Origin of the sequence: Burkholderia stabilis (assembly GCF_001742165.1) — a bacterium.
Taxonomy (GTDB): Bacteria; Pseudomonadota; Gammaproteobacteria; order Burkholderiales; family Burkholderiaceae; genus Burkholderia; species Burkholderia stabilis.
In genome coordinates, this window is record NZ_CP016444.1 from 708,264 (window position 1) to 732,722 (window position 24,459).

19 protein-coding genes are annotated in these 24,459 nt (G+C 65.3%); 14 read left to right on the forward strand and 5 right to left on the reverse strand.

Going from position 1 to position 24,459, the window contains the following annotated elements:
* The first annotated feature begins 19 nt into the window (after positions 1-19).
* From bcsP to BBJ41_RS35675, 5 genes are read left to right on the forward strand one after another with little or no spacing between them, the layout of a single operon-like run.
* Positions 20-439 carry a cellulose biosynthesis protein BcsP gene (gene bcsP / locus BBJ41_RS40005; RefSeq protein ID WP_083282121.1) on the forward strand — a complete coding sequence of 140 codons (420 nt, stop codon included), beginning with the start codon at positions 20-22 and terminating at the stop codon, positions 437-439.
* Positions 436-1,215: a cellulose biosynthesis protein BcsQ gene (bcsQ, locus tag BBJ41_RS35660; RefSeq protein WP_069751474.1), complete on the forward strand. Its 780-nt coding sequence runs from the start codon at positions 436-438 to the stop codon at positions 1,213-1,215. The genes bcsP and bcsQ overlap by 4 nt, the downstream gene beginning before the upstream one ends.
* A complete protein-coding gene (gene bcsA / locus BBJ41_RS35665) occupies positions 1,164-3,389 on the forward strand; it encodes a UDP-forming cellulose synthase catalytic subunit (RefSeq protein WP_069751001.1) in 2,226 nt (741 codons plus the stop codon). The genes bcsQ and bcsA overlap by 52 nt, the downstream gene beginning before the upstream one ends.
* The gene (bcsB, locus tag BBJ41_RS35670; protein ID WP_236872159.1) at positions 3,337-5,898 is read left to right on the forward strand and encodes a cellulose biosynthesis cyclic di-GMP-binding regulatory protein BcsB; all 2,562 of its coding nucleotides are present in this window, start codon (positions 3,337-3,339) and stop codon (positions 5,896-5,898) included. Before bcsA ends, bcsB begins: the two co-directional genes overlap by 53 nt.
* A gap of 1 nt (position 5,899) precedes the next feature.
* On the forward strand, positions 5,900-10,354 hold the full coding sequence (locus BBJ41_RS35675) for a cellulose biosynthesis protein BcsC (RefSeq protein WP_069751002.1): 4,455 nt from the start codon (positions 5,900-5,902) through the stop codon (positions 10,352-10,354).
* Positions 10,355-10,569: 215 nt separating this feature from the next.
* Here BBJ41_RS35675 and BBJ41_RS35680 read toward each other — a convergent pair whose 3' ends face one another.
* The 4 genes from BBJ41_RS35680 to BBJ41_RS35695 form a co-directional block, all read right to left on the reverse strand.
* On the reverse strand, positions 10,570-11,976 hold the full coding sequence (locus BBJ41_RS35680) for a phospholipase D-like domain-containing protein (protein WP_069751003.1): 1,407 nt from the start codon (positions 11,974-11,976) through the stop codon (positions 10,570-10,572).
* A gap of 126 nt (positions 11,977-12,102) precedes the next feature.
* Positions 12,103-12,780 (reverse strand): hypothetical protein, encoded by a 678-nt coding sequence (locus tag BBJ41_RS35685; RefSeq protein WP_156814978.1) that lies wholly within the window; start codon positions 12,778-12,780, stop codon positions 12,103-12,105.
* Positions 12,781-12,832: 52 nt separating this feature from the next.
* Positions 12,833-13,693 (reverse strand): PhzF family phenazine biosynthesis protein, encoded by an 861-nt coding sequence (locus tag BBJ41_RS35690; RefSeq protein WP_069751005.1) that lies wholly within the window; start codon positions 13,691-13,693, stop codon positions 12,833-12,835.
* Between the two features lie 70 nt (positions 13,694-13,763).
* Complete coding sequence (locus BBJ41_RS35695; protein WP_069751006.1) at positions 13,764-14,582, reverse strand: TrmB family transcriptional regulator; 819 nt, start codon at positions 14,580-14,582, stop codon at positions 13,764-13,766.
* 138 nt (positions 14,583-14,720) lie between these two features.
* Here BBJ41_RS35695 and BBJ41_RS35700 point away from each other — a divergent pair, with 138 nt between their 5' ends.
* Together BBJ41_RS35700 and BBJ41_RS35705 are read left to right on the forward strand one after the other, a co-directional pair.
* Positions 14,721-15,086: a RidA family protein gene (locus tag BBJ41_RS35700; protein WP_069751476.1), complete on the forward strand. Its 366-nt coding sequence runs from the start codon at positions 14,721-14,723 to the stop codon at positions 15,084-15,086.
* Positions 15,083-16,270, forward strand: a complete 1,188-nt coding sequence (locus BBJ41_RS35705; protein ID WP_069751007.1) for an MFS transporter — start codon at positions 15,083-15,085, stop codon at positions 16,268-16,270. Before BBJ41_RS35700 ends, BBJ41_RS35705 begins: the two co-directional genes overlap by 4 nt.
* A 502-nt stretch (positions 16,271-16,772) precedes the next feature.
* Here the strand turns inward: BBJ41_RS35705 and BBJ41_RS40905 are convergent.
* Entirely contained in the window at positions 16,773-17,048 is a 276-nt protein-coding gene (locus tag BBJ41_RS40905) for a hypothetical protein (RefSeq protein ID WP_156814979.1), read from the reverse strand.
* A 547-nt stretch (positions 17,049-17,595) separates the two neighbouring features.
* On the opposite strand from BBJ41_RS40905, the gene BBJ41_RS35710 reads away from it, so the two are divergent.
* The 7 genes from BBJ41_RS35710 (at position 17,596) to BBJ41_RS35740 (ending at position 24,442) form a co-directional block, all read left to right on the forward strand.
* A complete protein-coding gene (locus BBJ41_RS35710; RefSeq protein ID WP_069751008.1) occupies positions 17,596-18,522 on the forward strand; it encodes an ABC transporter substrate-binding protein in 927 nt (308 codons plus the stop codon).
* Between the two features lie 78 nt (positions 18,523-18,600).
* Complete coding sequence (locus tag BBJ41_RS35715) at positions 18,601-19,302, forward strand: energy transducer TonB (protein ID WP_069751009.1); 702 nt, start codon at positions 18,601-18,603, stop codon at positions 19,300-19,302.
* A 20-nt stretch (positions 19,303-19,322) separates the two neighbouring features.
* Entirely contained in the window at positions 19,323-20,126 is an 804-nt protein-coding gene (locus BBJ41_RS35720; protein WP_069751010.1) for a MotA/TolQ/ExbB proton channel family protein, read from the forward strand.
* 12 nt (positions 20,127-20,138) lie between these two features.
* Positions 20,139-20,564 (forward strand): ExbD/TolR family protein, encoded by a 426-nt coding sequence (locus BBJ41_RS35725; RefSeq protein ID WP_069751011.1) that lies wholly within the window; start codon positions 20,139-20,141, stop codon positions 20,562-20,564.
* A gap of 25 nt (positions 20,565-20,589) precedes the next feature.
* Positions 20,590-21,006, forward strand: coding sequence for an ExbD/TolR family protein (locus BBJ41_RS35730; protein ID WP_069751012.1), 417 nt, complete (start codon positions 20,590-20,592; stop codon positions 21,004-21,006).
* A 99-nt stretch (positions 21,007-21,105) separates the two neighbouring features.
* The gene (locus BBJ41_RS35735; RefSeq protein ID WP_083282123.1) at positions 21,106-23,598 is read left to right on the forward strand and encodes a TonB-dependent receptor plug domain-containing protein; all 2,493 of its coding nucleotides are present in this window, start codon (positions 21,106-21,108) and stop codon (positions 23,596-23,598) included.
* 274 nt (positions 23,599-23,872) lie between these two features.
* Positions 23,873-24,442 carry a GNAT family N-acetyltransferase gene (locus BBJ41_RS35740; protein ID WP_156814980.1) on the forward strand — a complete coding sequence of 190 codons (570 nt, stop codon included), beginning with the start codon at positions 23,873-23,875 and terminating at the stop codon, positions 24,440-24,442.
* The last annotated feature ends 17 nt before the right edge of the window (positions 24,443-24,459 follow it).

Genomic DNA, 24,459 nt, shown 5'->3' on the forward strand with positions numbered 1-24,459 from the left:
AACAGAATGGGCTCTCGCCATGTCGACTTCACACGATATCGAATCGCTGTTCACGCGTTTTGGCGGCGACGCCGAACGCTACCATGAAGTACGTGCCGAAGCGGACGCCGAAGTGGCCCGCGCGCGTTGGCCGCTGCTCTGTGGTGTCGAGTTGCGCACGAACGTGTCGCACGGGCAGCCGGGCTCGAGGTCGCAGGATGGCGGGAATAGCCTGCGCAAAATCGTGGCGGCCGACATACGTGCGTTGCCTGCGCCGGAGGTCGGCAGGCGGAATCAAACACCCGGCCCGCTGAAGAAACTGGTTAGCAGACCACCGGCATCGGATCGTACGGATGCACAAGATCCGTCGCAGCCGCTGGTGCGGTTGTTCGAGCGGCTGCGAGCGGAGGCGACGGGGGCGGGGTTGCAGAAGCCATCGGTGTGGACGGGTCGTTCATGAAAATCGTCGTGATCGCGTCGGCAAAGGGCGGCGTCGGAAAAACGACACTGGCGGCGAACCTCGCCGCCGTGATGGCCGCGTTGCACCGGCGGCGAGTGAGCGTGGTGGATCTCGATCCGCAGAATGCGCTGAAGCTGCATTTCGGCATGCCGCTCGAACTGACCGACGGGCTTGCCCATGCCGCGCTCAACGGACTGGACTGGCCGGCTGCGGTCGTCGATGGGATGACGGTATTGCCATTCGGCGTGGTAAGCGAAACGGATCAGCGCCGCTTCGAGCGACTGCTGGACCGCGATCCGTCGTGGCTCGCACGCGGGCTTGCGGCGCTCGGGCTCGGTGACGACGACATCGTGATCATCGATACGCCGCCGGGCACCTCGGTATACATGCGAACCGCGCTGACGGCCGCGCATTTCGTGCTCAATGTAGTGCTCGCGGATGCCGCATCATATGCGTCGATTCCGCAGATGCGGCGGATGCTCGACGCCTATGCCGCGACCCGTGCGGATTTCGCGGGCGACGGCTATGTAGTCAATCAGGTCGATCAGTCGCGCGAACTGGGCCGCGATGTGCTGCGCGTGCTCTGCGACAGTCTCGGCGCGACACGGTTCGGTGGCGTGATCCACGCGGATCAAGGCGTCGCTGAATCGCTGGCCTGCCGGACGACCGTGAATCGCTACGACGCGCATTCGCAGGCCGCTGCGGACTTGAGCGCGTGCGGCGCATGGCTCGAGCGCACGCTCGATCGGCACGACCTGTTGCGGAGCATCGCTTGAGCGCCCGCGGGGAAGTCGTGCGACCCTCGGCGGTCGACCGGTTCGTCGACGCGCTGCCCGGGAGCCGCCGGGTCGTCGTGCTGCCGGTGGCGGCATGCACGCTGCTGGCGCTGTACTTCGTGTGTACCGTGCCGCTCGACAATCCCGGGCAACTCGTGTTCGCCATCTGCTGCATCGCCTGTTCGCTGCTGGTCCGGCGCATGGGCGGCCGCTATGCGACGCTCGTCATGATCATGCTGTCGGTCGCTGCCACCGGCCGGTACATGTACTGGAGACTGACCGACACGCTGGTGTGGCTGCATCCGCTCGACGCGATATGGGGCGCGCTGCTCGCGGCATCCGAAGTCTATGCGGCGGCGGTGCTGCTCCTCGGCTACTTCCAGACCGCATGGCCGCTCGGGCGCAAGCCGCAGCCGTTGCCGGTGTCGCGCGCGGACTGGCCCAGCGTCGACATTTTCATTCCGACGTACAACGAACCGTTGAGTGTCGTCAAGCCGACCATCTACGCAGCGCTCGCGCTGGATTACCCGGCCGACAAGCTGTCGATCCACGTGCTCGATGACGGGCGTCGCCCGGAGTTCCGCGCATTCTGCGCGTCCGTCGGCGTGCACTGGACGATTCGGGATCACAATCGTGATGCGAAAGCCGGCAACCTCAACGAGGGATTGAAGATCACGGACGGCGAATACGTGGCGATCTTCGATTGCGATCATGTGCCGACACGTTCGTTCCTGCAGATCGGTCTCGGCTGGTTCATTCGGGATCCGAATCTGTCCATGTTGCAGACGCCGCATCACTTCTTCTCGCCGGACCCGTTGGAGCGCAACCTCGGCATTTTCAGGGAAGTGCCGAACGAAGGCGAATTGTTCTACGGGCTGGTTCAGGACGGCAACGACCTCTGGAACGCAACGTTTTTCTGCGGATCGTGCGCGCTGCTGCGCCGCTCGATGGTAGAGGAGATCGGCGGCATCGCGACGGAGACGGTGACTGAAGATGCGCACACCGCACTCAAGCTGCATCGTCGCGGCTATACGACCGCGTATCTTGCGATACCGCAGGCGGCGGGGCTCGCTACCGAGACCCTGACCGCGCACATCGGTCAGCGAATCCGCTGGGCGCGCGGCATGACGCAGATATTCCGGATCGACAACCCGTTGTTCGGGCGCGGACTGACGGTGGGCCAGAGGCTGTGCTACCTGAACGCGATGATGCATTTTTTTTACGGCGTTCCGCGGCTCGTGTTCCTGACTGCACCGTTGTCGTTCCTGTTGTTCGGCGCGCACGTGATCCATGCGCCCGCGACGATGCTTGCGCTCTATGCGCTGCCCCACGTCATTCATGCGAACGTGACGAATTCGCGGATGCAGAGCCGGTTCCGGCATTCGTTCTGGGCCGAAGTCTACGAGGCGGTTCTTGCGTCGTACATCACGTTGCCGACGTTGCTCGCGCTGATCAGTCCTCGTCTGGGCAAGTTCAACGTAACGGCCAAGGGCGGGCGAATCGACCGCGGCTACTTCGATTGGGCCGTGTCGAAGCCGTACCTGACTCTGGTGATCGTCAACGTGATCGGTTTCGCGATGGGCGTGCTGTATCTCTCGCTCAACCGTCATGCGGGCAGCGAAGTCCAAACGACTGCATTCAACCTGACGTGGACGGCCTACAACATCCTGATTCTGGGCCTGGCCGTCGCGGCGGCGAACGAACACCGGCAGGCGCGTGTGTTCCATCGCGTCGCGGCCCGGATTCCGGTCATGCTGCGGTTTGCGAATGGCCGGACACTGGCGTGCGAAACGCGTGACTACTCGGAGGGCGGCATCGGCGTGGCCGTCCCCGACGATGCGCGCATTCCGGCTGGCGAAGCGGTGACCGTGTCGTTGTTTCGCGGTGTCGACGAGTACGCGTTTCCCGCGACGATCGAATATGTCGGGCCGGGACGTCTCGGCATCCGGTTCGAGAACTTGTCGCAACAGCAGGAGTTCGATCTCGTCAGTTCGACCTTTGCCCGCGCTGACGCATGGATCGACTGGACCGACGGCCGGCAGCCCGATTCGCCGCCGCGTGCGTTCCTGCATCTCGTGAAGGTCGGCATGCACGGTTTCCTTCGCGTGATCGCACGCCTGTATGCGGACATACGCGTGCTCGGGCGCGGCGCTCGAAACAACGACAAGAAATAACGTGAGGGCGGAAAGAATGACGTGTGCGACGCGACAGCGCGGCAGCGCGCGCCGCAAGGCGTGCATTTCGCAGGGCGCGGTTGTAGCGAAACCTGTACGTGTTGGCCGGGATAGGCGGGTGTCGCGCACGATGGTGTCGCTGCTGCTCTGGGCAATGGCAATGGCGGCTGACATCGCAGCGGTCAACCGGGCATCGGCGGCCACCGAGGTTCAGGCGTCTGCCGCGGCGCCGGCGGCGGATGGCGCGAGGTCGGCGGGCGACGGGGTGCCGCCGTCGCAGGCCGTACCCGTCGGGCTCGCAACGGCGCGCCCTCCGCTGCTCGCCGAGCCGGTTCCGGCCGCCGATGCCGCGCGTCGCCGCTTCGGCACGCTGCCGACCACGGCCGAGCCCGGCACGCTCGTGCCCGGCGGCCGCCGCCAGGCATTGACGTTCGCGGATCTCGGGGCACGGGCCCCCCTCCAGCTGCGGGGCACGGACGGCCAGAACGGCATCGCGTTCTCGGTCCGTCGCGACGAGGTCGTCACGGGCGCGGCGCTGCATCTGGTTTACAGCTACTCGCCCGCGCTGCTGCCGGACCTGTCTCAGCTCAAGGTGCTCGTCAACGGCGAAGTGGCGGCGACGCTGCCGTTGCCGGCCGCTCAGGCCGGCATGACGGTTGCGCGCGACGTGTTGATCGATCCGCGCTTCGTCACCGAATACAACCATCTGAATGTTCAACTGATCGGTCATTACACGAAAGACTGCGAGAACCCCGCCAGTTCCTCGTTGTGGGCAACGGTGAGCAATGCGAGCCGGCTCGACCTGACCTATGCGGCACTGCCCGAGCGGCCGGAGCTTGGCATGCTGCCCGCGCCGTTCTTCGATTCGCGGGACGTACGGCGGCTCGAGTTGCCTTTTGCATTCGCCGCACGACCGTCGCGGGAGGCGCTGGAAGCGGCGGGCATCGTCGCTTCGTGGTTCGGCGCGCTGGCCTCGTATCGCGGCGCGCGGTTTCCGGCCAGACTCGGCAGCCTGCCCGAATCGCGCAATGCCGTGGTGTTCGCGACGACCGACGATCATCCGGACGGCGTGACGCTGCCGGCCATCGACGGACCGATGCTCGCCATCGCCGAGCGGCCGGCGCCTGCCGAAGGTCAGCTATTGCTGGTGCTCGGTCGAACGCCGGACGAAGTGAAGACTGCCGCGCTCGGGCTCGCGCTCGGCAGCAAGGCACTCGCGGGCACGCACGCCGCGGTGAACCGACTTGCGAACGTCGCGCCGCGCGTGCCGTACGACGCGCCGAACTGGCTGTCGTCGACCCGCCCGGTGCGGCTCGGCGAACTCGCCGATGGCCGCGCGCTCAGCGTGTCCGGATACGATGCGGGCGCCGTGCGGATCGACATGCGCGTGGCCCCCGATCTGTTCACGTGGAATACCGGCGGTGCGCCGATCGACCTGCGTTATCGATACACGCCGATGCTGCGCACCGACCGTTCGTCGCTCAACCTGAGTGTCAGCGACACGTTCGTGAAGGCGCTGCCGATCCCGGCGCGGGAAATGTCCCGCTGGAGCCTGAGCCGATACCTGCCATTCGTCGGCAGTGGTATCGACCGCGCGACGCTGCACGTGCCGCCGTTGCTGCTCGCGCCGCGCACGCAATTGCAGTTGCACTTCTTCTACGAGATCCCGGATAGGGGCAAATGCACGGGGCGGCCGTTGCAGAATGTCGCTGGTTCGATCGACCCGGATTCGACGATCGACGTGTCGTCGTTCCCGCATTACAAAGCGCTGCCCGACCTCGCCGCGTTTGCCAACAGCGGATTTCCGTTCACGCGGATGGCCGACCTGTCGGACACGGCTGTCGTGCTTCCGGCCGAGCCGACCTCTGACGTTTACGGCCTGTACCTGCTCGCGATGGGTCGCATGGGCGCGTCGACGGGCTATCCGGTCAGTGGCGTGAGGGTGACGGACGCGGGCGGTGTCGGCGCGTTCGCGTCCAGGGATCTGCTGATTCTCGGTGCGCCGAACACCCAGCCCCTGCTGACCCGTTGGGCGGCGCGCATGCCATTCGCCGCAGATCGCAGCGGCGGGATCTTCGACAGCATCGATGCGGAGCCTGCGCCCGGCGACGAGCGCGAACGCGTGCGTACCGGCCTCTCGATCGTCTCGGACGGCGCGAGCGGGCTGATTGCCGGCTTCGAGTCGCCGTTGCGCAAGACGCGCAGCGCCGTCGCGTTGATCAGCGCGACAGGGCATGCGGACGAGGTGCTCGGCCGCGCACTGCTCGACGAAGACATGCTTGCATCGATCCAGGGGGCGATGGTCGTGATTCGCGATCGCACCGTCACGACGACATCGAACGGAACGTCGTATCACGTCGGTTCGCTGCCGCCGATCACCTACCTGCGCTGGGCCCTGTCGGGCCATCCGCTGCTGCTTGCGCTGTTCAGCGTGCTAACCGCGTTCATGGCTGCGGCGCTCTTTTACCGTTTGCTGCGTGCGCGTGCGGCGCGCCGGCTGAAGGAGTGACATGCGCGACAGACGGTTACGCGGGTTCGGCGCACGCGCGGGCTGCGCTGCGAGTCTCTTGCTCGCGCTTGCACTGCCGCACGCGGCTATCGCCGGCAACGAAGTGCTGAAGGTACTCGTCGATCAGGGCCGCTACTGGCAGGCGCATGGTCGCGGCGACCTCGCTGCGCAGGCCTGGAAGAAGGTGCTGGGCGTCGATCCGAATCATCCCGATGCGCTGTTCGGCATGGGCATGGTGCTCGCCGATCGCAAAGACGTCGACGGTGCTCGCCGCTACCTGGAACAGCTGCGCCGTATCGCCCCCGGCTTTGCGCGGATCGACGAGCTTGGCCTGCGTCTTGGCGACGCGAGCGTGCGCGACGGCGAGATCGGCGACGCCCGCCGCCTTGCGCAAACGGGGCAGAGCGCACTGGCCGCGCAACAGTATCAACGGGCGCTGCAAGGTGCGCCGTCGTCGCCGGCGTTGCAGCTGGAGTACTTCCAGGCGCTTGCGGCGACGCCGAGCGGATGGGCCGAAGCGCGGCGCGGCCTGGAACGTCTCGCGCGTGACAACTCCGACGATCCGCGCTACGCACTCGCGTATGCGCAACACCTGACCTATCGCGACGCGACGCGGCGCGATGGCATCGCGCGGCTCGAGCAGTTGTCCACCGACGGGAAAGTCGGGAAAGAGGCGCGCCAGGGCTGGCGCCAGGCGCTGCTCTGGTTGGCGGCAAGGCCGTCGGATCAGGCGCGCTATCTCGCCTATCTGACGGTGGTGCCCAACGATCCGCCGGTCAAGGCACGCTACGACAGCATGGTGCGACAGGATCAAACCGGGCGCGAAGGCGATCAGCGGGATGCGTCGAACGAAGCGCGCGGCCACGCGATCGAGGATGGTTTCGCGGCACTCGAGCGCGGCGATCTGGACGCGGCGCGGGCTCGCTTCGATGCCGTGCTCGACAGGTCGCCGAACGACAGCGACGCGCTGGGCGGTCGCGGCATCGTCGAACTGAAGCAGGAGCGTTTTGCGCAGGCGCGAAGCGATCTGGAACGCGCGTCACGAGGCGGGAATGCGGCGCGCTGGCGCTCGGCGCTCGGCAGTGCGACATACTGGTTCTATACCAGCGAGGCGCTCGGTGCACAAAGCAACGGCGATTTCGCGCGAGCGAAAGCGCTGTTCGAGCGCGCGATTCTTGCCGATTCGTCGAACGTCACCGCGCAGGTGCTGCTGGGCGACGCGCTGCTGGAGAATCGCGATGCGCGCGGCGCCGAGCAGGCCTACCGGATGGCGCTGCGGCGTCAATCCGACAACCCGGACGCGATACGCGGCCTGGTCGGCGCGCTGGCCGCGCAGGGACGCGGCGACGAAGCGTTGCAGTTCGCGACGCAACTGAGCGCCGAGCAGCAGTCGAAGGCCGGCGGCCTCGACCGGTTGCGCCGTACGGCAGAAGCGGCGCAGGCACGGCAGGCTGAAGCGCGCGGTGATCTGGGCGCGGCGCGCAGCCTGTTCGAGGATGCACTCGCAGGCAGCCCGGACGATCCTTGGTTGAGGCTGGATCTGGCGCGCGTGTACGTGCGACAAGGTGCGATCGCGTCGGCACGCAGCATGATGGACGGATTGCTGGCAGAGCGGCCGGACTTGCCCGACGCACTTTATGCCGGTGCGCTGCTGGCCGAGCAGACGCAAGACTGGAGCATCGGGCTGCAGCGGCTGGAGCGCATCCCGCCCGGGCAACGCACGGCGGCGATGACGACGTTGCAGCACCGCCTCTGGGTTGGCCAGCAGGTTGCGCTCGCGACACGGATGGTGCGCGAGGGCCGCCGTGCGCAGGCGCTCGACGTGTTGCACGATGCGGAGGGTATCGGTCTGTCGGTGCCGGCACTCGCGGCGCAACTGTCGGCGGGTTATGCCGCAGCCAGCGATTTGTCGCGTGCGCTCTGGATCGTGCAGCGTGCACTGGCCCGGAAGCCGGACAGCGCCGACCTGCTGCTGCAATATGCGCGGATGCAGACGACCGTGCGCGACGATGCGCTTCTCGACGACGCGATGCGCCGGCTCTCCGCGATGCCGCTGTCGCCCGCGCAGCGCGGCGACTTCGAACGCCTGAACGTCGAGATCATCGTGCGCCGGGCCGATACGGTACGCCAGACCGGCGACCTTGCCGGCGGCTACGCCGTCATCGCGCCGTGGCTGGCCGCGATGCCCGACAGTCCTGAATTCCAGGCCGCGCTTGCGCGGCTGTATACGTCGGCCGGCGATGCGTCGAATGCACTGAAGTGCTATCGGGTCGCGCTGGCCCGACGGCCCGACGATACGGGATTGCTGGTAGCCGCGCTCTATGCGGCGAGCAGCGCGAAGGCCTGGCGCGACGGCGAAGCGTTCGCGGTCGCCGCGCTGCGTATTGCGCCCGATGACCCGGGGGTGCTTGCCGCGACCGGCCGGCTGTATCGCGCGGAGGGGAATCTGTCGCTCGCCGCGCAGTATCTGCAACGTGCGCTGCTGGCTGCCAATACGCCGCCTCCGAGCATCAAGCCGGCGCAGTCGAACGTTCCGCGCGGCTGGGAAGACGCGATGCGGCGCATCGGCGCGAACCCGCTGCCCGGTACCAATCCGTTCGAAGGCAAGACCGCCGTCGATGTCGTTCATCCGTCGACCGGCTTCGGCGCCGCGGTACCGCCGCCGCCGGGCATCCCTTCCTGGTCCACCCCGTCTTCTTCTGCTCCGACCGTGCCTTATACGATACCTGCTGCGCCGCCCGCGACCTACGCCACACCGTCCGCCGTGCCGGCAGCGCGCATGGTGTCGCCCGATATGCCACTGCAGGCAGTCGAGCGCGACACCGCCGGTTACGGCCAGGACGCCACCGGCGCTGGCGAATCGGGTGGGCCCGCAACCGCACGGCGCTATCGAACTTATCGGGAGCCTGCGGTTGACGTACCGCCGGCGGGGGCGTCCACCGGATGCGTGTCGCAGGTTGATGCAGACGACGATTGTGCCGGCTACGTCGCCACGCCGTGGCCGATGTCGCCCGCGTCGAGGGCCGCGGCGACGCCTGGTTTGCCGGCGAACTCGGCTGACGCCAGGGCGAGCCGGCTGGCACGCGGCGGGGCGAAGACCGCCGCTGTGCGGCCGTCCTCCGTTCTGTCATCGACATACGGGCAGCCCTATGCGTCGCCGCGCTATATCCCGCAGCCAACGGCCGGCTATGCGGGAAGCGAGGTCGCGGCCCGGCCGCAGCAGCAGGATGCGGGCGCGAACGCCAGCGGACAGATGCTCGACGTCGCGTCGGAGCTTGCCCAGATCAACAGCGAACAGGCCAGCACGGCGACCGGCGGTCTCGTGTTCCGAAACCGTACGGGTGAAGCGGGGCTGTCCGGCCTTACCGACATCGCGGCGCCGCTGGAAGGCCGAATCAAGGCGGGCAACGGCCACGTTGTCGTGACCGCCACGCCCGTCATGCTCGACGGCGGCAACCCGGCCACCGACGTGCCGACCCTCGCCCGGTTCGGGGCGGGCCTCTCGAGGTCGGCCGGCGGCGGCTCGCCGGGTTCCGGGACGGCGAGCGGCGTCGGCCTCGACATCAGCTACGAAGGCAAGCAATTGAAGGCCGACGTCGGCGCGACGCCGGTCGGGTTTCCGTACCAGGATGTGGTCGGCGGCGTGCGCTACAACGGCGCGATCACCGATCGGGCGGCCTACTTGCTGGCCGTCACGCGTCGTGCGGTGACCGACAGCCTGCTTTCGTTCTCGGGCGCGCGCGATGCGAGTGCCGGCCTCAAGTGGGGCGGCGTGACGCGCAGCGGCGCGCGCGGCGCGCTGAGCTGGGACGACGGCACCAGCGGCGTATACGTTGCGGGCGCGTTCGACTACTACGACGGCCATCACGTGGAACGCAACTTCGCCGGCAAGGGGAGCGGCGGTGCCTATACGCGCCTGTTGAGCGACGCCGACCGTAGGCTCACCGTGGGTGTCAATGCGACGTGGATGCGCTTCAGCAAGAACCAGTCGTATTTCACATACGGTCAAGGCGGCTATTTCAGTCCTCAGCAATATGTGATCCTGAATATACCGGTCGAGTACGCGGGGCGAACGGGTGCGTTTTCCTACGATCTGAATGGTTCGTTCGGCGTGCAGCATTACCGGCAAAGCGCGGTGCCGTATTTCCCGCTCGATCCCGGCATGCAGTCGCAAGCGGCAGCGAACGCTGCCGCCAGTCAAGCTGTGGGGCTGGATCCGGGCGCCGTCTACCCGGGGCACAGCAAGACCGGCATCGCCTATTCGCTCGCGGCGCGCGGCGAATACCGGGTTGCCCCGCAGCTTGCCGTCGGCGCGACTGCTTCTTTCGGCAACGCATATCAGTATCGCGAGTGGACGGCGGCCGTTTATCTCCGCTACAGCTTCACGCCGCAGGGTGGCGTGCCGGCGTTCCCGCCGCGTGTGTTCATGTCACCGTTTCTGGCGGATGCCGACTGAAGGGATGCGATGTCGTCATGGCGCTTCGAAAAATGCGGGCGTTGCCGATCTCGAGCGATACGCCGGGCAAAAGGACCGGCTCAGAACGTCGTTTGCCGGCGGCGCTACTCGATACGCGAACCTGCGACGAGCGCAGGACGCCCGCCTGCTGGATGGATGGCGGCTAGTCGGGAAGACCGGGGCCGCGCCCGGGCCATACCGGTACCGGCCCACGCTCAGAGGAAATCCCGGATCAGCATCGCGACCCAGCGCCAGGCGCCACCGCAGCCGGCGGCCCGGCAGCGCGCACCGGTATCCGCCACCAGACGGCGATTGGCGTCGCTCACCGGGCTCGAGTTGTGCAGGTAGTACGCCACGCTGTCCCGCAGCGGATCGATCCCGTCCTCGGGAATATCCATCCACAGGCCGTTTTCGGTATTGGAGCGGGCCGACAGCGGATCGAAATTGAAGCTGCCGAGATAGTACCTATGGCCGTCGATGAGGATCAGCTTCGCGTGCATCATGCGGTTGTCCCGGTCGGCATACTCGCGCACCTCGATCCCGGCATGCACCAGGCCGGCCAGATCGTCGGCATAGGCGCGACCGACTGCGGGGAATTCCTGCGTGGTGCTCGCCAGCGAGGCGCTCACGACGGTCACGCGGACGCCTTCGCGCTGCTTGCGTTCAAGCGCCGCGCGCAGTTCCGGCACCAGGATCAGGTAGGGCGTGACGATCAGGATCTCGTGCTGCGCCGTATCGAACGCGTCGAGCATGTCCTGCAGCGTGCCGGGCGAGCGCTTGTCGGGCCAGTCGTGGACATAGCGCAAGCGATCGCAGGCGATCGGCGTCCAGCCCGGGTCGACATCCGCTCCCGACGCGGGCGCAGCGCCGGGGCCGTCAGCCGTATCGGAAGCGGCCGCTGCCGGGGCTGCACCGTCGAGCGGCGCCAGCAGCCGTTCGCGCCAATAGCGGATGCGCGCCGGGTCCAGCGTCGCGTAACCCTGCGAGACGCGATAGGGGCTGGCGATGTCGAGGAATTTCTCCGGCTCGGGGCGAACCGCCGCCGCGCTGTTCCAGAACAGGTCGAAATGCTGGTGCATGGCGTGCAGCGCGGACGCGTCCTGGTTGGCGTCGCCTGCCACCATCAGGTCGCGTTCGCTGAGCCAGTTGCGAAAGCTCGGATCCCAGATCGAGGTACTGCCGATCACGGCCGTGTCGCCAACCAGGAACAGCTTGTCGTGCATGCGATGCGCAATCTCGGCGAGATGCGAGCGCGGATGGAAGATCTTCAGTTCGATGCCGGGCGCCACCTCGTGCAGGGCGACGATGAGCTCGTCCTCGAAGGGGAAGTGCGGCTCGGGGCCGATGCCGTCGATCAGCAGCTTGACGGGCACGCCGCGGCGCGCGGCCGCGACCAGATGATGCAGCATCCGGCCGCCGGTCTGATCGGTTTCGAAGATGTACGCGAGGATGCTGATCTGCTCGGCGGGCGTGGCATGGTCGACCAGCGCGATTCGCGACTGCATCAGTTGGCCGTCGTCGAGATTGGCGACCAGGTCGACGCACTGGGCGCGGCCGTGCAGGGAAAAGGCAAGCAAACATGCCGGAATGAGCGCCAGGCTTCTTCTTGTTGTTGCGGTCATGATGCGGTGAACGGGTTCGATGTGTTTCGCGGATTGAAAGGGTCGCGGTGTCTCGTCGTTCCGCTACCGTTCAATCGTGCCGATGCAGGTGCGGTCAGGTGGACGGGTTCACATGCTCACATGCGCTTACGCGTACGCGTCGATCAGCACATCGAGATTGCGTTGCGCGAGCGGCGTGAGCGGCACGAACTCCGCCGATTGAAACAGCGGGGCCTGTCCGCGCAGATGTTCGAGCGCCTGCTTGCGGCCTGCGCGAAAAGCGGCCGACGGCGCATCGGGGTCCTGCGCCCATTCGCGCGCGATCGCGCGGTCGTATTCGCGCAGCCGGTCGGGCGCGGCGGCGAGGATCGCGAGATCGGCGTCGAGAAAAAGCCGCCCGGCGCGTTGCAAGTCTGCGTCGGATGCGAGCGCATCGGGCAGCCGGTGCGACTTCGTTGCAAGCACGAGCGCGTGCGCGACTGACACATGCGCGGCATGGGCATGCAACCAGGATTCGCTGCAGCGTTCGTTCGTGATCTGCACGAGCCATTGCGCGCTGCGCGCTTCGTTGTCCGCGTAGTCCGGCAGCGTCGTCGCGTAGACGAAATCGTGTGCCCATACGGCGAGCTCGATGGACGGCCACAGCGGTTCCGTGCGATACGGCGCGAGATGCGCGAACAGTTCGGCCAGATGCGCGAGCGTATGGTAAAAGCGCTGCGGCTCGCTGTACGCACGTTCGACGAGCGGCCAGACCGCGGCCGTGCCGAAGCAGGCGTCGCAGGAGGTGTGCAGCGCGAGGGAGAGGTCGGGAGCGAGGTCGTTCATGTCGGCGATCGGCTCGGGCGGGCGATGCGCGCAGCATAACAAACGCCGTTGCTTACACGTCGATCACGCCGCGCCCGATTTCGATCACGCGGCCGCCGACGCCGATTGCGCCGCTTGCACCGACCGACAGCCGCAGCAGACAAGGCCGCCCGACGGCTGCACCCTGTTCGACCTGAAACGCGGCGGGCAGCGCGTGGTTGTGCGCCAGCAGCCAGCCGCCGAGATTCGCGCAGGCCGACCCGGTGCCCGGGTCTTCCGATATGCCGCCGCCCTGCTTCACGAAGAAGTAGCGTGACACCACCGTGCCCGGGCGTTCGGCGTCGAACGCGAACACGTACGCCGTCTTACGGCCGAGACTGCTTGTCGGCCAGATGTCGATGCATGCGCTGTCGGGCTGCGCACGCCGCACGGCCGCGGTGCTCTTGAGCGCGACCAGCAGTTGATCGGCGCCGGTATCGACCCAGACCGGCGGCGCGAGCAGATCGTCTTCCGTCAGCCCCAGCAGGGCGGCCGTCTGCGCGCCGGACAATTCGCACGCGGCAGTTTTCGACATGCCCGCGTGCGGCGCGGTGAACGTCCACACGTCGTCCCGAGCATTGACGTCGACCACCCCGGCCTTGAATTCGAGGGCGAGCGCGTCGCCGGTTTTCGACAGGTCGCGCACGACATGCGCGGTGCCGAGCGTCGGATGGCCCGCAAAGGCCATCTCGTAGCCCGGCGTGAAGATGCGCACCCGCGCGTGCGCGCGCGCCGACGGCAGCACGAAGGTCGTTTCGGACAGGTTGAACTGCACGGCCAGCGCCTGCATGGTCGCGTCGTCCATGCCGCGTGCATCTTCGAATACGCAAAGCGGGTTGCCGCCGAACGTCGATTCGGCGAATACGTTCAGCAGGCGGAAGGCATACGTGGTCATGTGAATCTCGCGTGGATGGTGGCATGAGCGGCGCGCCGCGTGTACCGGCGGCCGGGCGCAGTCGCGTGAGTCAGGCTTTGCCGTCGGGCGGCGCGAGCATCGCCTGCATGTCCGGATGCTTCAGGACTTTCCGGTATTCCGCCGGGCCCAGTGCGTCGATCAGCACGCGCCCGCTGACGTCCGCCTTGATGTACTCGACGGCGAGCAGCGCAATGACCGGGTTGGTTGTCAGCGTTGCCTGATCGGGCGACTGGTCGCCGAATTCCGCGACCACCGCCTCGGTGTCGTCCGCCACCGCGACGGCGAGCCGGCGTCCGGAAAGCCGGAGCCTCGCACTGGCGCCGCATTTGGCCATGTCGTACTGACGCGGCCCGTTGAGCGTGCGGTTGCCGTAAATCGCGACGTGGGTGTCGACGCCCCGTGCCGCAGCCGCTTCGAGCAGCGGCCCCAGGTCGTCGATTTCCTCGTCCCAGACGCCCGCGAAGATCTGCGTCTTCGCACTGACGATGACGCGCGCGAATGCGCTCGTGATCGCTTCCGGCCCGCTCAGCGACCAGACCAGCCCCGGCTCCTGCCGGACCGGCAACCGGTCGAGCGCGCCGGCGGCCAGGTCGAGATCCGCGTTGAAGCGCGTGCGCAGGTCTTCCAGCAACGACCGGTGAGGCACGGCCGCATAACGGACGGGCTCCGACCGGTTGATGAGCACCGCACCGCGCGCTTCCAGGCGATTCAGGGTTTCGTAGATCTTCGACGGCGGCATGCCGGCGCGCCGGCCGACTTCCGCGCCCGTCAGCGCGGCTTGCCCGACGAGCGCCGCGTAGGCCTGCGCCTCGTACTGGGTAAATCCAAGCCGGATCAGCGACGTGATCAGCTCCGCGTTTTCGTTCATGTGTGTTGGCTCCGGCTCCGCTCCTACCGCGATCGGCATGGGATGTCTTGATTAACTACCGGAGTAGTATACAATCCGCCAAACTTACTACCCAAGTAGTAAGTCATGTTCCTGAACCTTATCGGAGGGATCTTCAAGATGCGCCAAAGGATCAGTACCGGCTCCCCGTGGGAGCCCAGGGTGGGCTATTCGCGCGCGGTCGTCGTCGACGACACCATCTACATTTCGGGAACGGCCGGCAAAGGCGCCGACGTGTACGCACAGACGCGCGATGCGCTGGCGACGATCGAAAAAGTGCTCACGGACAGCGGCTTCTCGTTGTCCGACGTGGTCCAGAGCCGGCTGGTGGTCGCGGATTTCGACCACTGGGAAGACGCGGCGCGCGCGCATGGCGAGATCTACGGCGAGATCCGGCCGGCGTTTTCGCTGGTGCATGCGCTTCCGTTCGTCGACCCGGAGATCCTGGTCGAGGTCGAGGCGATCGCGGTCAGGACCGCCGCATGACGGACGCCGGTCAGCGCGCGCATCTGTCCCGCGCCGCAATCGCGGCGCTGGCGCTGGCGGCGGGCGTGGCGATCGCCAACGGCTATGCGTTGCAGCCGTCGCTGTCGGTCATCGCGAGCGACTTCGGCGTGCCCGTCGCGCGGATGGCGGCGCTCGCGTCCGTGACGATGCTCGGTTATCTGGCCGGCCTCGCGCTGCTGGTTCCGCTGGCGGACCGGTTCAGTCCGCGCACGCTCATCCCGATGCAAATGGGCCTGCTCGCGGTGTTGCTCGCATGCGCGTCGCGCTCGTCGGGGCCGGTCGCGCTCGACATCGTCTTTTTCCTGGTCGGCGCGGCGACGACGGTCGCGGCGCAATGCAGCGCCGTCGTCGGAAAGCATGCGCAACCGCAGCAGCGCGGCGCGGCGATGGGCGTCGTGTCGGCGGGCATTTCCGCCGGCATCCTGCTGAGCCGCTTCGTCGGTGGCGTGCTGTCGCAATGGTGCGGGTGGCGCGGCGCGCTGCTGGCGCTGGCGGGATGCGTTGCGCTGGTCGCCATCGGCGGCGCGTCGCTGTTGCCCGGCGGCCGGCCGGCGCGGCGGCCTTCCGGTTATGCGGCCACGATCGGCGCGATTCCGCAGTTGCTGCGCGACAGCGTTCAACTGAGGCGTCGCAGCTGCGCCGGCATGCTGTGGTTCTTCGCGTTCAATCTGGTCTGGGTGGGGCTCGCGATCCGCCTGGCCGAACCGCCCTATGGAATGAGTGCGGCGGCGATCGGCGCGTACAGTCTTGCTGGCGTGCTCGGCCTGGGCGTCACGCGTGTCGCCGGAAAATTCACCGACCGATTCGGCGATCGTGCGGTGATCCGGTGCGGGCTCGTTGTGTCGGCGCTGTCGGCCTTGCTGCTTGGCGCCGTGCTCGGCAGTCCCGGGTGGACGGGCGTCGCGCTGGCGATGTTCGACGCAGGTTGTTTTGCTGCGCAGGTTGCGAACCAGTCGCGGGTCGTCGCGATTCAGCCCGCGCGGGCCGGCGCGTTGAGCGCGGCCTATCTCACGCTCTACTACGCGGCCGGCGCCGGCGGCGCGGTAGCGGCGGGGTGGCTCAACGAGCGGATCGGGTGGGGCGCGATGATGATCGTCACGGCGGTGGCCATCACTGCGGCCGGGTGGGTCGGCACCGTACCTGAAATCCGTTCGACGACTTAGTGTTGCGACGACTGGTTGAGTTCGCGGGGTTTGCGCGCGATGACCGGCAATCGCTTAGCATCTTTCGGACGGAGCCGATCTTGCTGCGAGGATGTTGGCGCCGGTAGGCACACTGGCTGTTACCGTACAGGGGTAACGTAATTAGTTAGCAAGCTATTGATTTGCGCTTGTTTTCGGAGGAATAGGCGCGGCGCTCACAATGTGGAGCCCGGTCGATAACTCAAACTGGCTGCCACTCGGCGCTGATGGGTAGCCTATTTTTTTTTGGCGGCTACCCTCCGGAGCGGGTTCCATTTCCGGCAAGAGCGGCTGCCACGTCGCTCGAAACCTGCCGCCGATCTTCACTCGCGCCACGACACATGGCAGCGCTCGCCTGCCGTGCGACTATGAGAGGGTCTTATTCGCGACTTTTATGCAGAAGCCTTTCTTATTGAAAGGTAATGCTTCATGCACAGGGTCGTGGATTCTCGGAAATTGATCTGGTCGATATTGAATTTTGAAATCAAATTTCAATCGATGAAACAATTTTCCTCGTCGGATTGGTGAGAATCATATTATGTGATCGATTGAAATCGGTCGTGGTCGGCATTGATTCGGCACGAATGAATATCGATCCTTTGGTCAGCGTTGCCAGAGCGAAGCTCCCCAAGGCGACACATATTCGAGAGGCCACCCCGGGATCGGCTCCATCAAGCTTGCGGCCGTGAATTCCCCATCGGTTGCTCACATGCCTGTAGATCTCATCCGCCACCAGGCTGGTTGCGAGGCGTGGACGCACCGGGATGGATCGTGCACCGCTCAACCTTCCGAGCGAAGGTTGCAATCAACCGCAATGACGTCGATTCGACTCATTGAACGCCATTTTTGAAAGCGATGAAAGAATTCGATTTGGTGATTTAATGATGTAAATGAATCTAATAACGATATTTGAATTGATTGTTTAGAGTTGTTTGTGGGTGACAGTATCGTTAACAAATGGTTAACCATTCCCGGTGATTGCGAACGAAAAACGCACTCGCTATGGAGTGGTCGAGGATCGTATCTGTCTGGATCAATTGATGTTCAGTGAAAGTGGCGTTTGTACAAATCCAAATAAGCGCCATCGTCATGCTGCATCGACGATCGCGCAGTCGATTTCCGAAGCGTCAGGCGATAAGTACGCTGCCTGATATACCGCTGCCGTTTGCCAGGGATTCCCGTGAACTGCGCGCATCTCCACGCGGGCTCGACCCGGCGCGGAGGTGAGCGGGGCCGGCGCCATCGTCGATCGACCGCGCTCACGGCAGCGTTTCATGTGTTCTTCATTTCGAGCCGCACTATCCGCCATGTCCTTCTCTCGTATTGCAGGCAAGCTGTTCGTGATTTGCGTCGCCAGCATCGCGTCGTTTTCCTTCGCGGTCACGCTCGACCTCAGTTCGCAACAGTCGACTCGTCCGCGTGCGGCACCCGTTGCCGACGCGATCCATGCGATTCCGTCGAACACGCGCTTTGTCGACAAGAAGGCGCTTACGGTCGGCATCGTCGCGAGCATGCTGCCGCTCAGCGCCTATGCGAACGATGTCAAGACGGTCGTCGGCTTCGATCCGGACATCGCGCAGTTGCTGGCGGATAGCCTGGGACGCCGCCTCGACATCGTGGCAATCGCGTGGCCGGACTGGCCGCTGGCGCTGGAATCCGGCAGGGTCGATGCGGTGATCTCGAACGTCACCGTGACCGAGCAGCGCAAGGAGAAATTCGATTTCTCGACTTATCGCCAGGACGTGCTCGGCTTCTACGTGAAGAACGGCAGCCGGATCAAGGCGATCAACGCACCGGCAGATATCGCGGGGCTGCGCATCGTCAGTGATTCCGGCACCAATCAGGAGAAGATCCTGCTCGAGTGGGACAAGGAAAACGTCGCGCATGGACTGAGGCCGATTCAGGTCCAGTACTACGACGACGAGGCCGTGCGCGCCGTGGCGCTGCAATCGGGGCGTGCGGATGCGTTGTTCAGCGTCAACGCGGTCTTTGCGTACCAGGCGGCACAACAGAAGAACATCCATCTCGTCGGCGTTGTCAACGGCGGGTGGCCGAGAGCCGCTGAAATCGCGGTCGCGACACGCAAGGGCAGCGGTCTGGCCGAACCGCTGACCGTTGCGATCAATGCCGCGATCAAGGACGGGCAATACGCGAAAGTCCTGACGCGCTGGAATCTCGGCGCCGAGGCGATCGAGCGCGCGGCGACCAACCCGCCGGGCTTGCCGAAGATGTGATGCAACGGGCATGGGTCGGATGGATCGCCGGTCGTGCTTCAAACAATCTGAATTTCGTGGAAACAGAAGGAGAGCTTCATGTCGGACTCGACGGCGACCGCGGCGAAGTGGTTGGAGCGCCCGCGACAATACGGGGCGAACAGGCAGGGAACGGCACGCCGCTATGCCGGTATCGTCGTCGTACTGCTGTTGCACGTCGTGTTCGTCTACGCGTTGCTCAACGGCCTTGCGAGCAAGGTGGTGCAGGCGATCCAGAATCCGGTGGAGGTGCATATCCTGAAGCCGGTCAAACCGCCGCCGCCGCCGCCGATTCCGATCGTCAAGCTGGCGCCGCCGACGCCGGCGGCGCCGCCCAAGCGTGTGGCGCCTTACGTGCCGAAGCCCGAGGTGCCCGTAGTGGCGCAGCCCGTACGGACCATCGAGCACCAGGCCGAGCAGCCGGCACCGGTGGCGCCCCCTGCACCTCCCGCGCCGATCGCGCCGCCTGCAGCGGCCGTCGCGAAGCCGGTGAGTCACGAGGCCGGCGTTGTGTGCCCGAACTCCGACAAGGTGCGTGCCGCAATGGTGTATCCGGAAGAGGCGCAGAACAACAACATTACGGGCGACGTCCTGATTTCGTTCGTGGTCGATCCGCAGGGCCGCGTCACGGAAGAGAAAGTCGAGCGGTCCGCCGATCCGTTGCTCGACCGAGCGGCTTTCAACGCCGTCAAGAAATTCAACTGCGTAGCGCAGGGCCAACCCGTGCGAGTGCAGGTACCGTTTTCGTTCAACCTGAATTGACCGTCATTTCCGGAGCAATCATGAAGAAGCAGACTTTTGCCGCGCGCACAGCCGGCACGATCGCGGCGGCTGGCGCCGTTGCACTCCTTGCGCCACCGTTCGCATGGGCGCAGGAAGCGACCCGCGCCGCGCAAGCGGCCAACCCGTACGGTCTGGGGGCGTTGTGGGCCAACGGCGATTTCGTCGCCCGTTTCGTGCTGCTCGTGCTGGTCGTGATGTCGATGGGCAGCTGGTACATCATGATTACCAAGTTCGTCGAGCAGGCTCGGGCCGGCCGCCGCGCCACGTCGGCCGACGCCCGGCTATGGAGCGCACCGTCGCTCGCGGTCGGCGTAACCGAGCTCGACGACAATTCGCCGTTCCGCTTCATCGCGGAGACGGGGCTCGAGGCTGCCGACCATCACGACGAAGCGCTGCTCGAGGAAGTGGACCGCAACACCTGGATCCAGGTGTCGATCGATCGCGCGAGCACCAACGTTTCGAACCGCTTGCAGGACGGCCTCGCGTTTCTCGCCACGGTGGGTTCCACCGCGCCGTTCGTCGGCCTGTTCGGCACGGTCTGGGGTATCTATCATGCGCTGACGGCCATCGGCATTGCGGGTCAGGCGTCGATCGACAAGGTCGCGGGCCCGGTCGGCGAGGCGCTCATCATGACCGCCATCGGCCTTGCCGTCGCCGTGCCCGCCGTGCTCGGCTACAACTTCCTTGTACGTCGCAACAAGTCGCTGATGGAGCGCGTACGCAACTTTGGGGCGCAACTGCATACGGTGCTGCTCGCCGGCGGCCGGAAGCGCTCGATGCGCGCCGTCGTCAACGCGAACTGAGCGCGACCCGCCATGGCCATGAACGTAACGCAGGACGACAGCGACGACGAAGTCATCGCCGCCATCAACACGACCCCGCTGGTGGATGTGATGCTGGTCTTGCTGATCATCTTTCTCATCACGATCCCGGTGGTCACGCATACCGTGCCGGTGCAGTTGCCGAAGGAAACGGTCAATCCGCTTCAGAGCAAGCCCGACAGCATCGAGGTTGCCGTGAACAAGGACGGCGTGCTGTTCTGGAATGAGACGCGCGTGGACGCTCAGACGTTGTCCGCGCAACTGAAAGGCATCTCGGGGCGTGATCCACAGCCCGAGATTCATGTGCGCGGCGATCAGACCACACGCTACGAGTTCATCGCCCGCGTGGTGAATGCGTGCGAGCGAGCAGGAATCTCGAAGGTGTCGTTCATCACCCAGCCGCCAGCGCGCGGCGATTGAACAAACGAGTAAAGGAGCCCAAACGATGGCGATGAACGTTCCATCGGGTAGCGACGAGCCGGACGTGCTGGTGGACATCAACACGACACCGCTCATCGACGTGATGCTGGTGCTGCTGATCATGCTCATCATCACGATCCCGATACAGATGCATGCAGTCAAGATGAACCTGCCGGTAGACAGCCCGTCGCCGCCGGCTACGCCGCCGCAGGTCGTGCGGATCGACATCGACTCCGGCGGGGCGCTCAAATGGAACGGTGCGCCGCTCGCGGCAGGCGCCGATCTCGAACGCCATATGGCCGAAATCGCGATCCAGCCGGACCAGCCGGAGATCCATCTTTCCCCGGACAAGCTCGCACCGTACAGTGCCGTGGCGCAGGTGATGGCGGCGGCGCAGCGCGAAGGCGCAACGAAGATCGGTCTGGTTGCCGCCGAACCTTGACCAGGCAGCCGGGAGAAGCAGGCGGGGCCCGGATCTAGCTGGATGCAGGGGAGTGATCAAGTGCGGAACAGGTTTTCTACAAATTATTAAGATATCCGTATGAATAATATTGAATGGCGCAGCGCTTCAGGCTTTTCATTTCGCGGAACGGCCGCGCGCAAAAGGAAATCGTCGGATGGGCGACCCGCACCGCGCGTGCGGGTGACGACACTGTCGATCGCGGTATTAGCATCATGCGGCAGCGCAGTGGCATGGGCTCAGGAAGCCGGGGCGCCTGCGATTGCCACCAGCGGTGTCGCAGCGACCGGCACGGTGCAGCAGGACACGGTCGTAGTCACCGGCAGCCGCACGGAAACCAAAGCGAGCAAGAGCCTCACGCCGGTCGACGTCATCAGCGGAACGCAACTCCGCGCGACGGGGCAAACCAACCTGCGCGACGCACTGGTTCAGCTTTCCCCGTCGATTGGCCACGAGACCTACGCCGGCGACACGGCGATGCTGACCAACACACTCTCGCTGCACGGCCTGAGCCCCGACCACGTGCTCGTGCTCGTCAACGGAAAGCGACGCCATACCACGGCGAATATCTCGCTCGACGGCGGGCTGAACCAGGGCGCGACCGGTGTGGATGTGGACATGATTCCCATCGCGCTCATCGACCATGTCGAGATATTGCGCGACGGTGCAGCCGCGCAATACGGCTCGGACGCGATTGCGGGGGTCATCAACATCATTCTGAAGCGCGCGTCGCGCGGCGGCGAAGTGACGTCGACGACGGGACAGACCTATGCCGGCGACGGGCTGAAGAACGCCGAATCGGCGAATATCGGTTTCAACCTCGGCGGCAGGGGCTTTGTCGATCTGAGCGCCGAATACGCCCGACAAAACCATACGGTTCGCACCGGCCCGGACGACTATTTCGGTCGTTTTCCCGCGGGGCAGGGCTACTACAATCGGATGCTGGGCGATCCGTCCGCCACCCGAGAATCGGTGGGCTTCAACGCGGGTTATTATCTGGGCGATAACGTCGAACTCTACGGCTTTGGTACCTATGCGCATCGCAAAGCAAGCGCGTATCAGAACTTTCGTCCGTCGTCGGTGCTGCCGGCTGTCTATCCGGACGGCTTCACGCCGCAGGAAACGGTCGACGAAAACGACTACTCGATCACGGCTGGTGTAAAGGGCGACAATCTGTTTGGCTGGTCGTGGGATCTGAGCACGACCTACGGCGGCGATCACGACAGCATCGGCATGGTCGATTCGGCCAACACGGGGCTCTATGCGGCGGCGGGATTCACGCCCACGACGTTTCGGCTTGCCACGTTGAGCAACACGCAGTTCACCAACAATCTGGATTTCTCTCGTGCATTCAGCCTGCCGCTGCTGGCCGGGCCGTTGCACGTGTCGTTCGGTGTGGAGGAGCGTCGCGAGACCTATACCGTGCGTGCGGGCGATCCCTATTCGTATGTCTATGGCGGCGCACAGGCGCTGCCTGGCCTGGCGCCGGTCAGCGCGAGCGACAACTCGCGCAACGTGTTCGGCACCTATATCGATCTGTCGACAAAGCTCACACAGCAATGGCAGATCGATCTGTCCGGTCGTTATGAGCATTACAACGACGTGGGCGATACCACCAACGGAAAGATTTCCACGCGCTACGACTTCACACCGCGCTTCGCCGTTCGCGGCAGCCTCAGCACGGGCTTTCGCGCGCCATCGCTTGCCACGGAATACTATACGAACATCAACGTCTCGCCGGCCTCGGCGCAGGGCTTGCTCGCCGCGAATTCCGCAGCGGCAAGGCTGCTCGGCGCGCAGTCGCTCAAGCCGGAGGAGTCGACCAACTATAACGTCGGCTTCGTGTTGCAACCGGTCGACATTCTGCATCTCACGCTCGATGCCTACCAGATCGACATCCGCAATCGCATCGTGATGGGCGGCACGGCATCGGGGGCCGATGCGATCGCGGCCATGCAGGGGGCAGGGCTGTCGCTACCGGATTCGATTCCGGCGTCGGCGGTGTCGGCCAGCTATTTCACCAATGGCGCCAGGACGCGCACGCGCGGCATCGATCTCACCGGCACGTATCACACGGGCCTCGGTCGTTTCGGCCAGGTGGACTGGGACCTGGGCGTGAACCTCAATACCACGTCGGTCCGCGAACTGGCCAAGGGCGCCAACGGCGCGCCGACGCTCAATGCGCAGCAGATCGGCTGGCTTACGACGTCGACGCCGAAGAACAAGATCATCGTCGGCGGGACCTGGCGTCGCGATAAATGGGCGGTGAGCCTGCATGAAACACGTTACGGCTCCACGTCGAGCGAAATGACCTATATCGTCGGACCGAACGCGTTTTCCACCACGCAGTTCCAGCATGTCGATAACGCCGCGCGCTACGTCACCGACGTGGAGGTGCGTTACGACGTGACGAAGAAATTCCAGATTGCCGTCGGCGCGAACAATCTGTTCGACGTTTATCCGTCGAAGGTTCCTTACGTGGCTCAACTGGAAGGCGTTCAATACGATACCTATGCGTCGAATGTCGGCGTGAACGGCGGTTTTTATTACCTGCGCGCGCGTTACCAGTTCTAACGAGGCGGGGCGAACCGCCACGCATTGCAGAAATCGTTCGTGCGCGATCGTGCGTCGTATCGACAGGCTGCCCCGATTCCCGGCGAGCGATCATCCTGCTCGCCGACTTCCAACCATTTGACTCATGTGCCGTCGGCATATGGGGAAGGCGTGACATGACCCGGTCCCTTTCCATTCTCTACAAGAACCCGATCGCCGAGGGGCCAAGTGTGCACGCCGCATGGCGCTTCACGATTCGGCTGGCGCAACGCCATGGCTTTCCCGAGGTGCACTGATGGCGCACGAATCGGTCATCTATGTTTCGGTGCGCGACCCACGCGCACGGCCTTTGTTCGAGGGGCTTGCAGACGAATATCGCCGCCGCTATCTCGACGTGGTCGCCGCGGAGGATATCGAGCGCGAGCTGACGCGTTATCCCGACGAGGATTTCGTGCAGCCACGCGGCGCGTTCCTGCTGCTGTTGCGCGATGGCGTGGCGGTGGCGGGTGGCGCCTTCATGCCTCACGTGGATGCCGGCACGGCGGAGCTCAAGCGGATCTGGGCAAGCCGCGATACGCGTCGGCAGGGTCTCGCGCGCCGTGTGCTGACGGAACTGGAAGCGCAGGCGGCGCGCCAGGGCTATACGCGCGTTTTTCTCGGTACCGGCCCACGCCAGCCCGAAGCCGTGGGGCTCTACACCGCGAGCGGCTATACGCTGCTGTCGGCGCATGATTTTGGTGACGTGCACCCGCCCGGTTATCACTTCGAGAAACATCTTCCCGCGCTGAACGGCTCCTCGCTCGGTACCGTGAGCGAACGTACCTCGAGGCGAGTTTCGACGGACCGGTGCAGCCAGCGTTCGTAACGGGGCAACGCATGGCC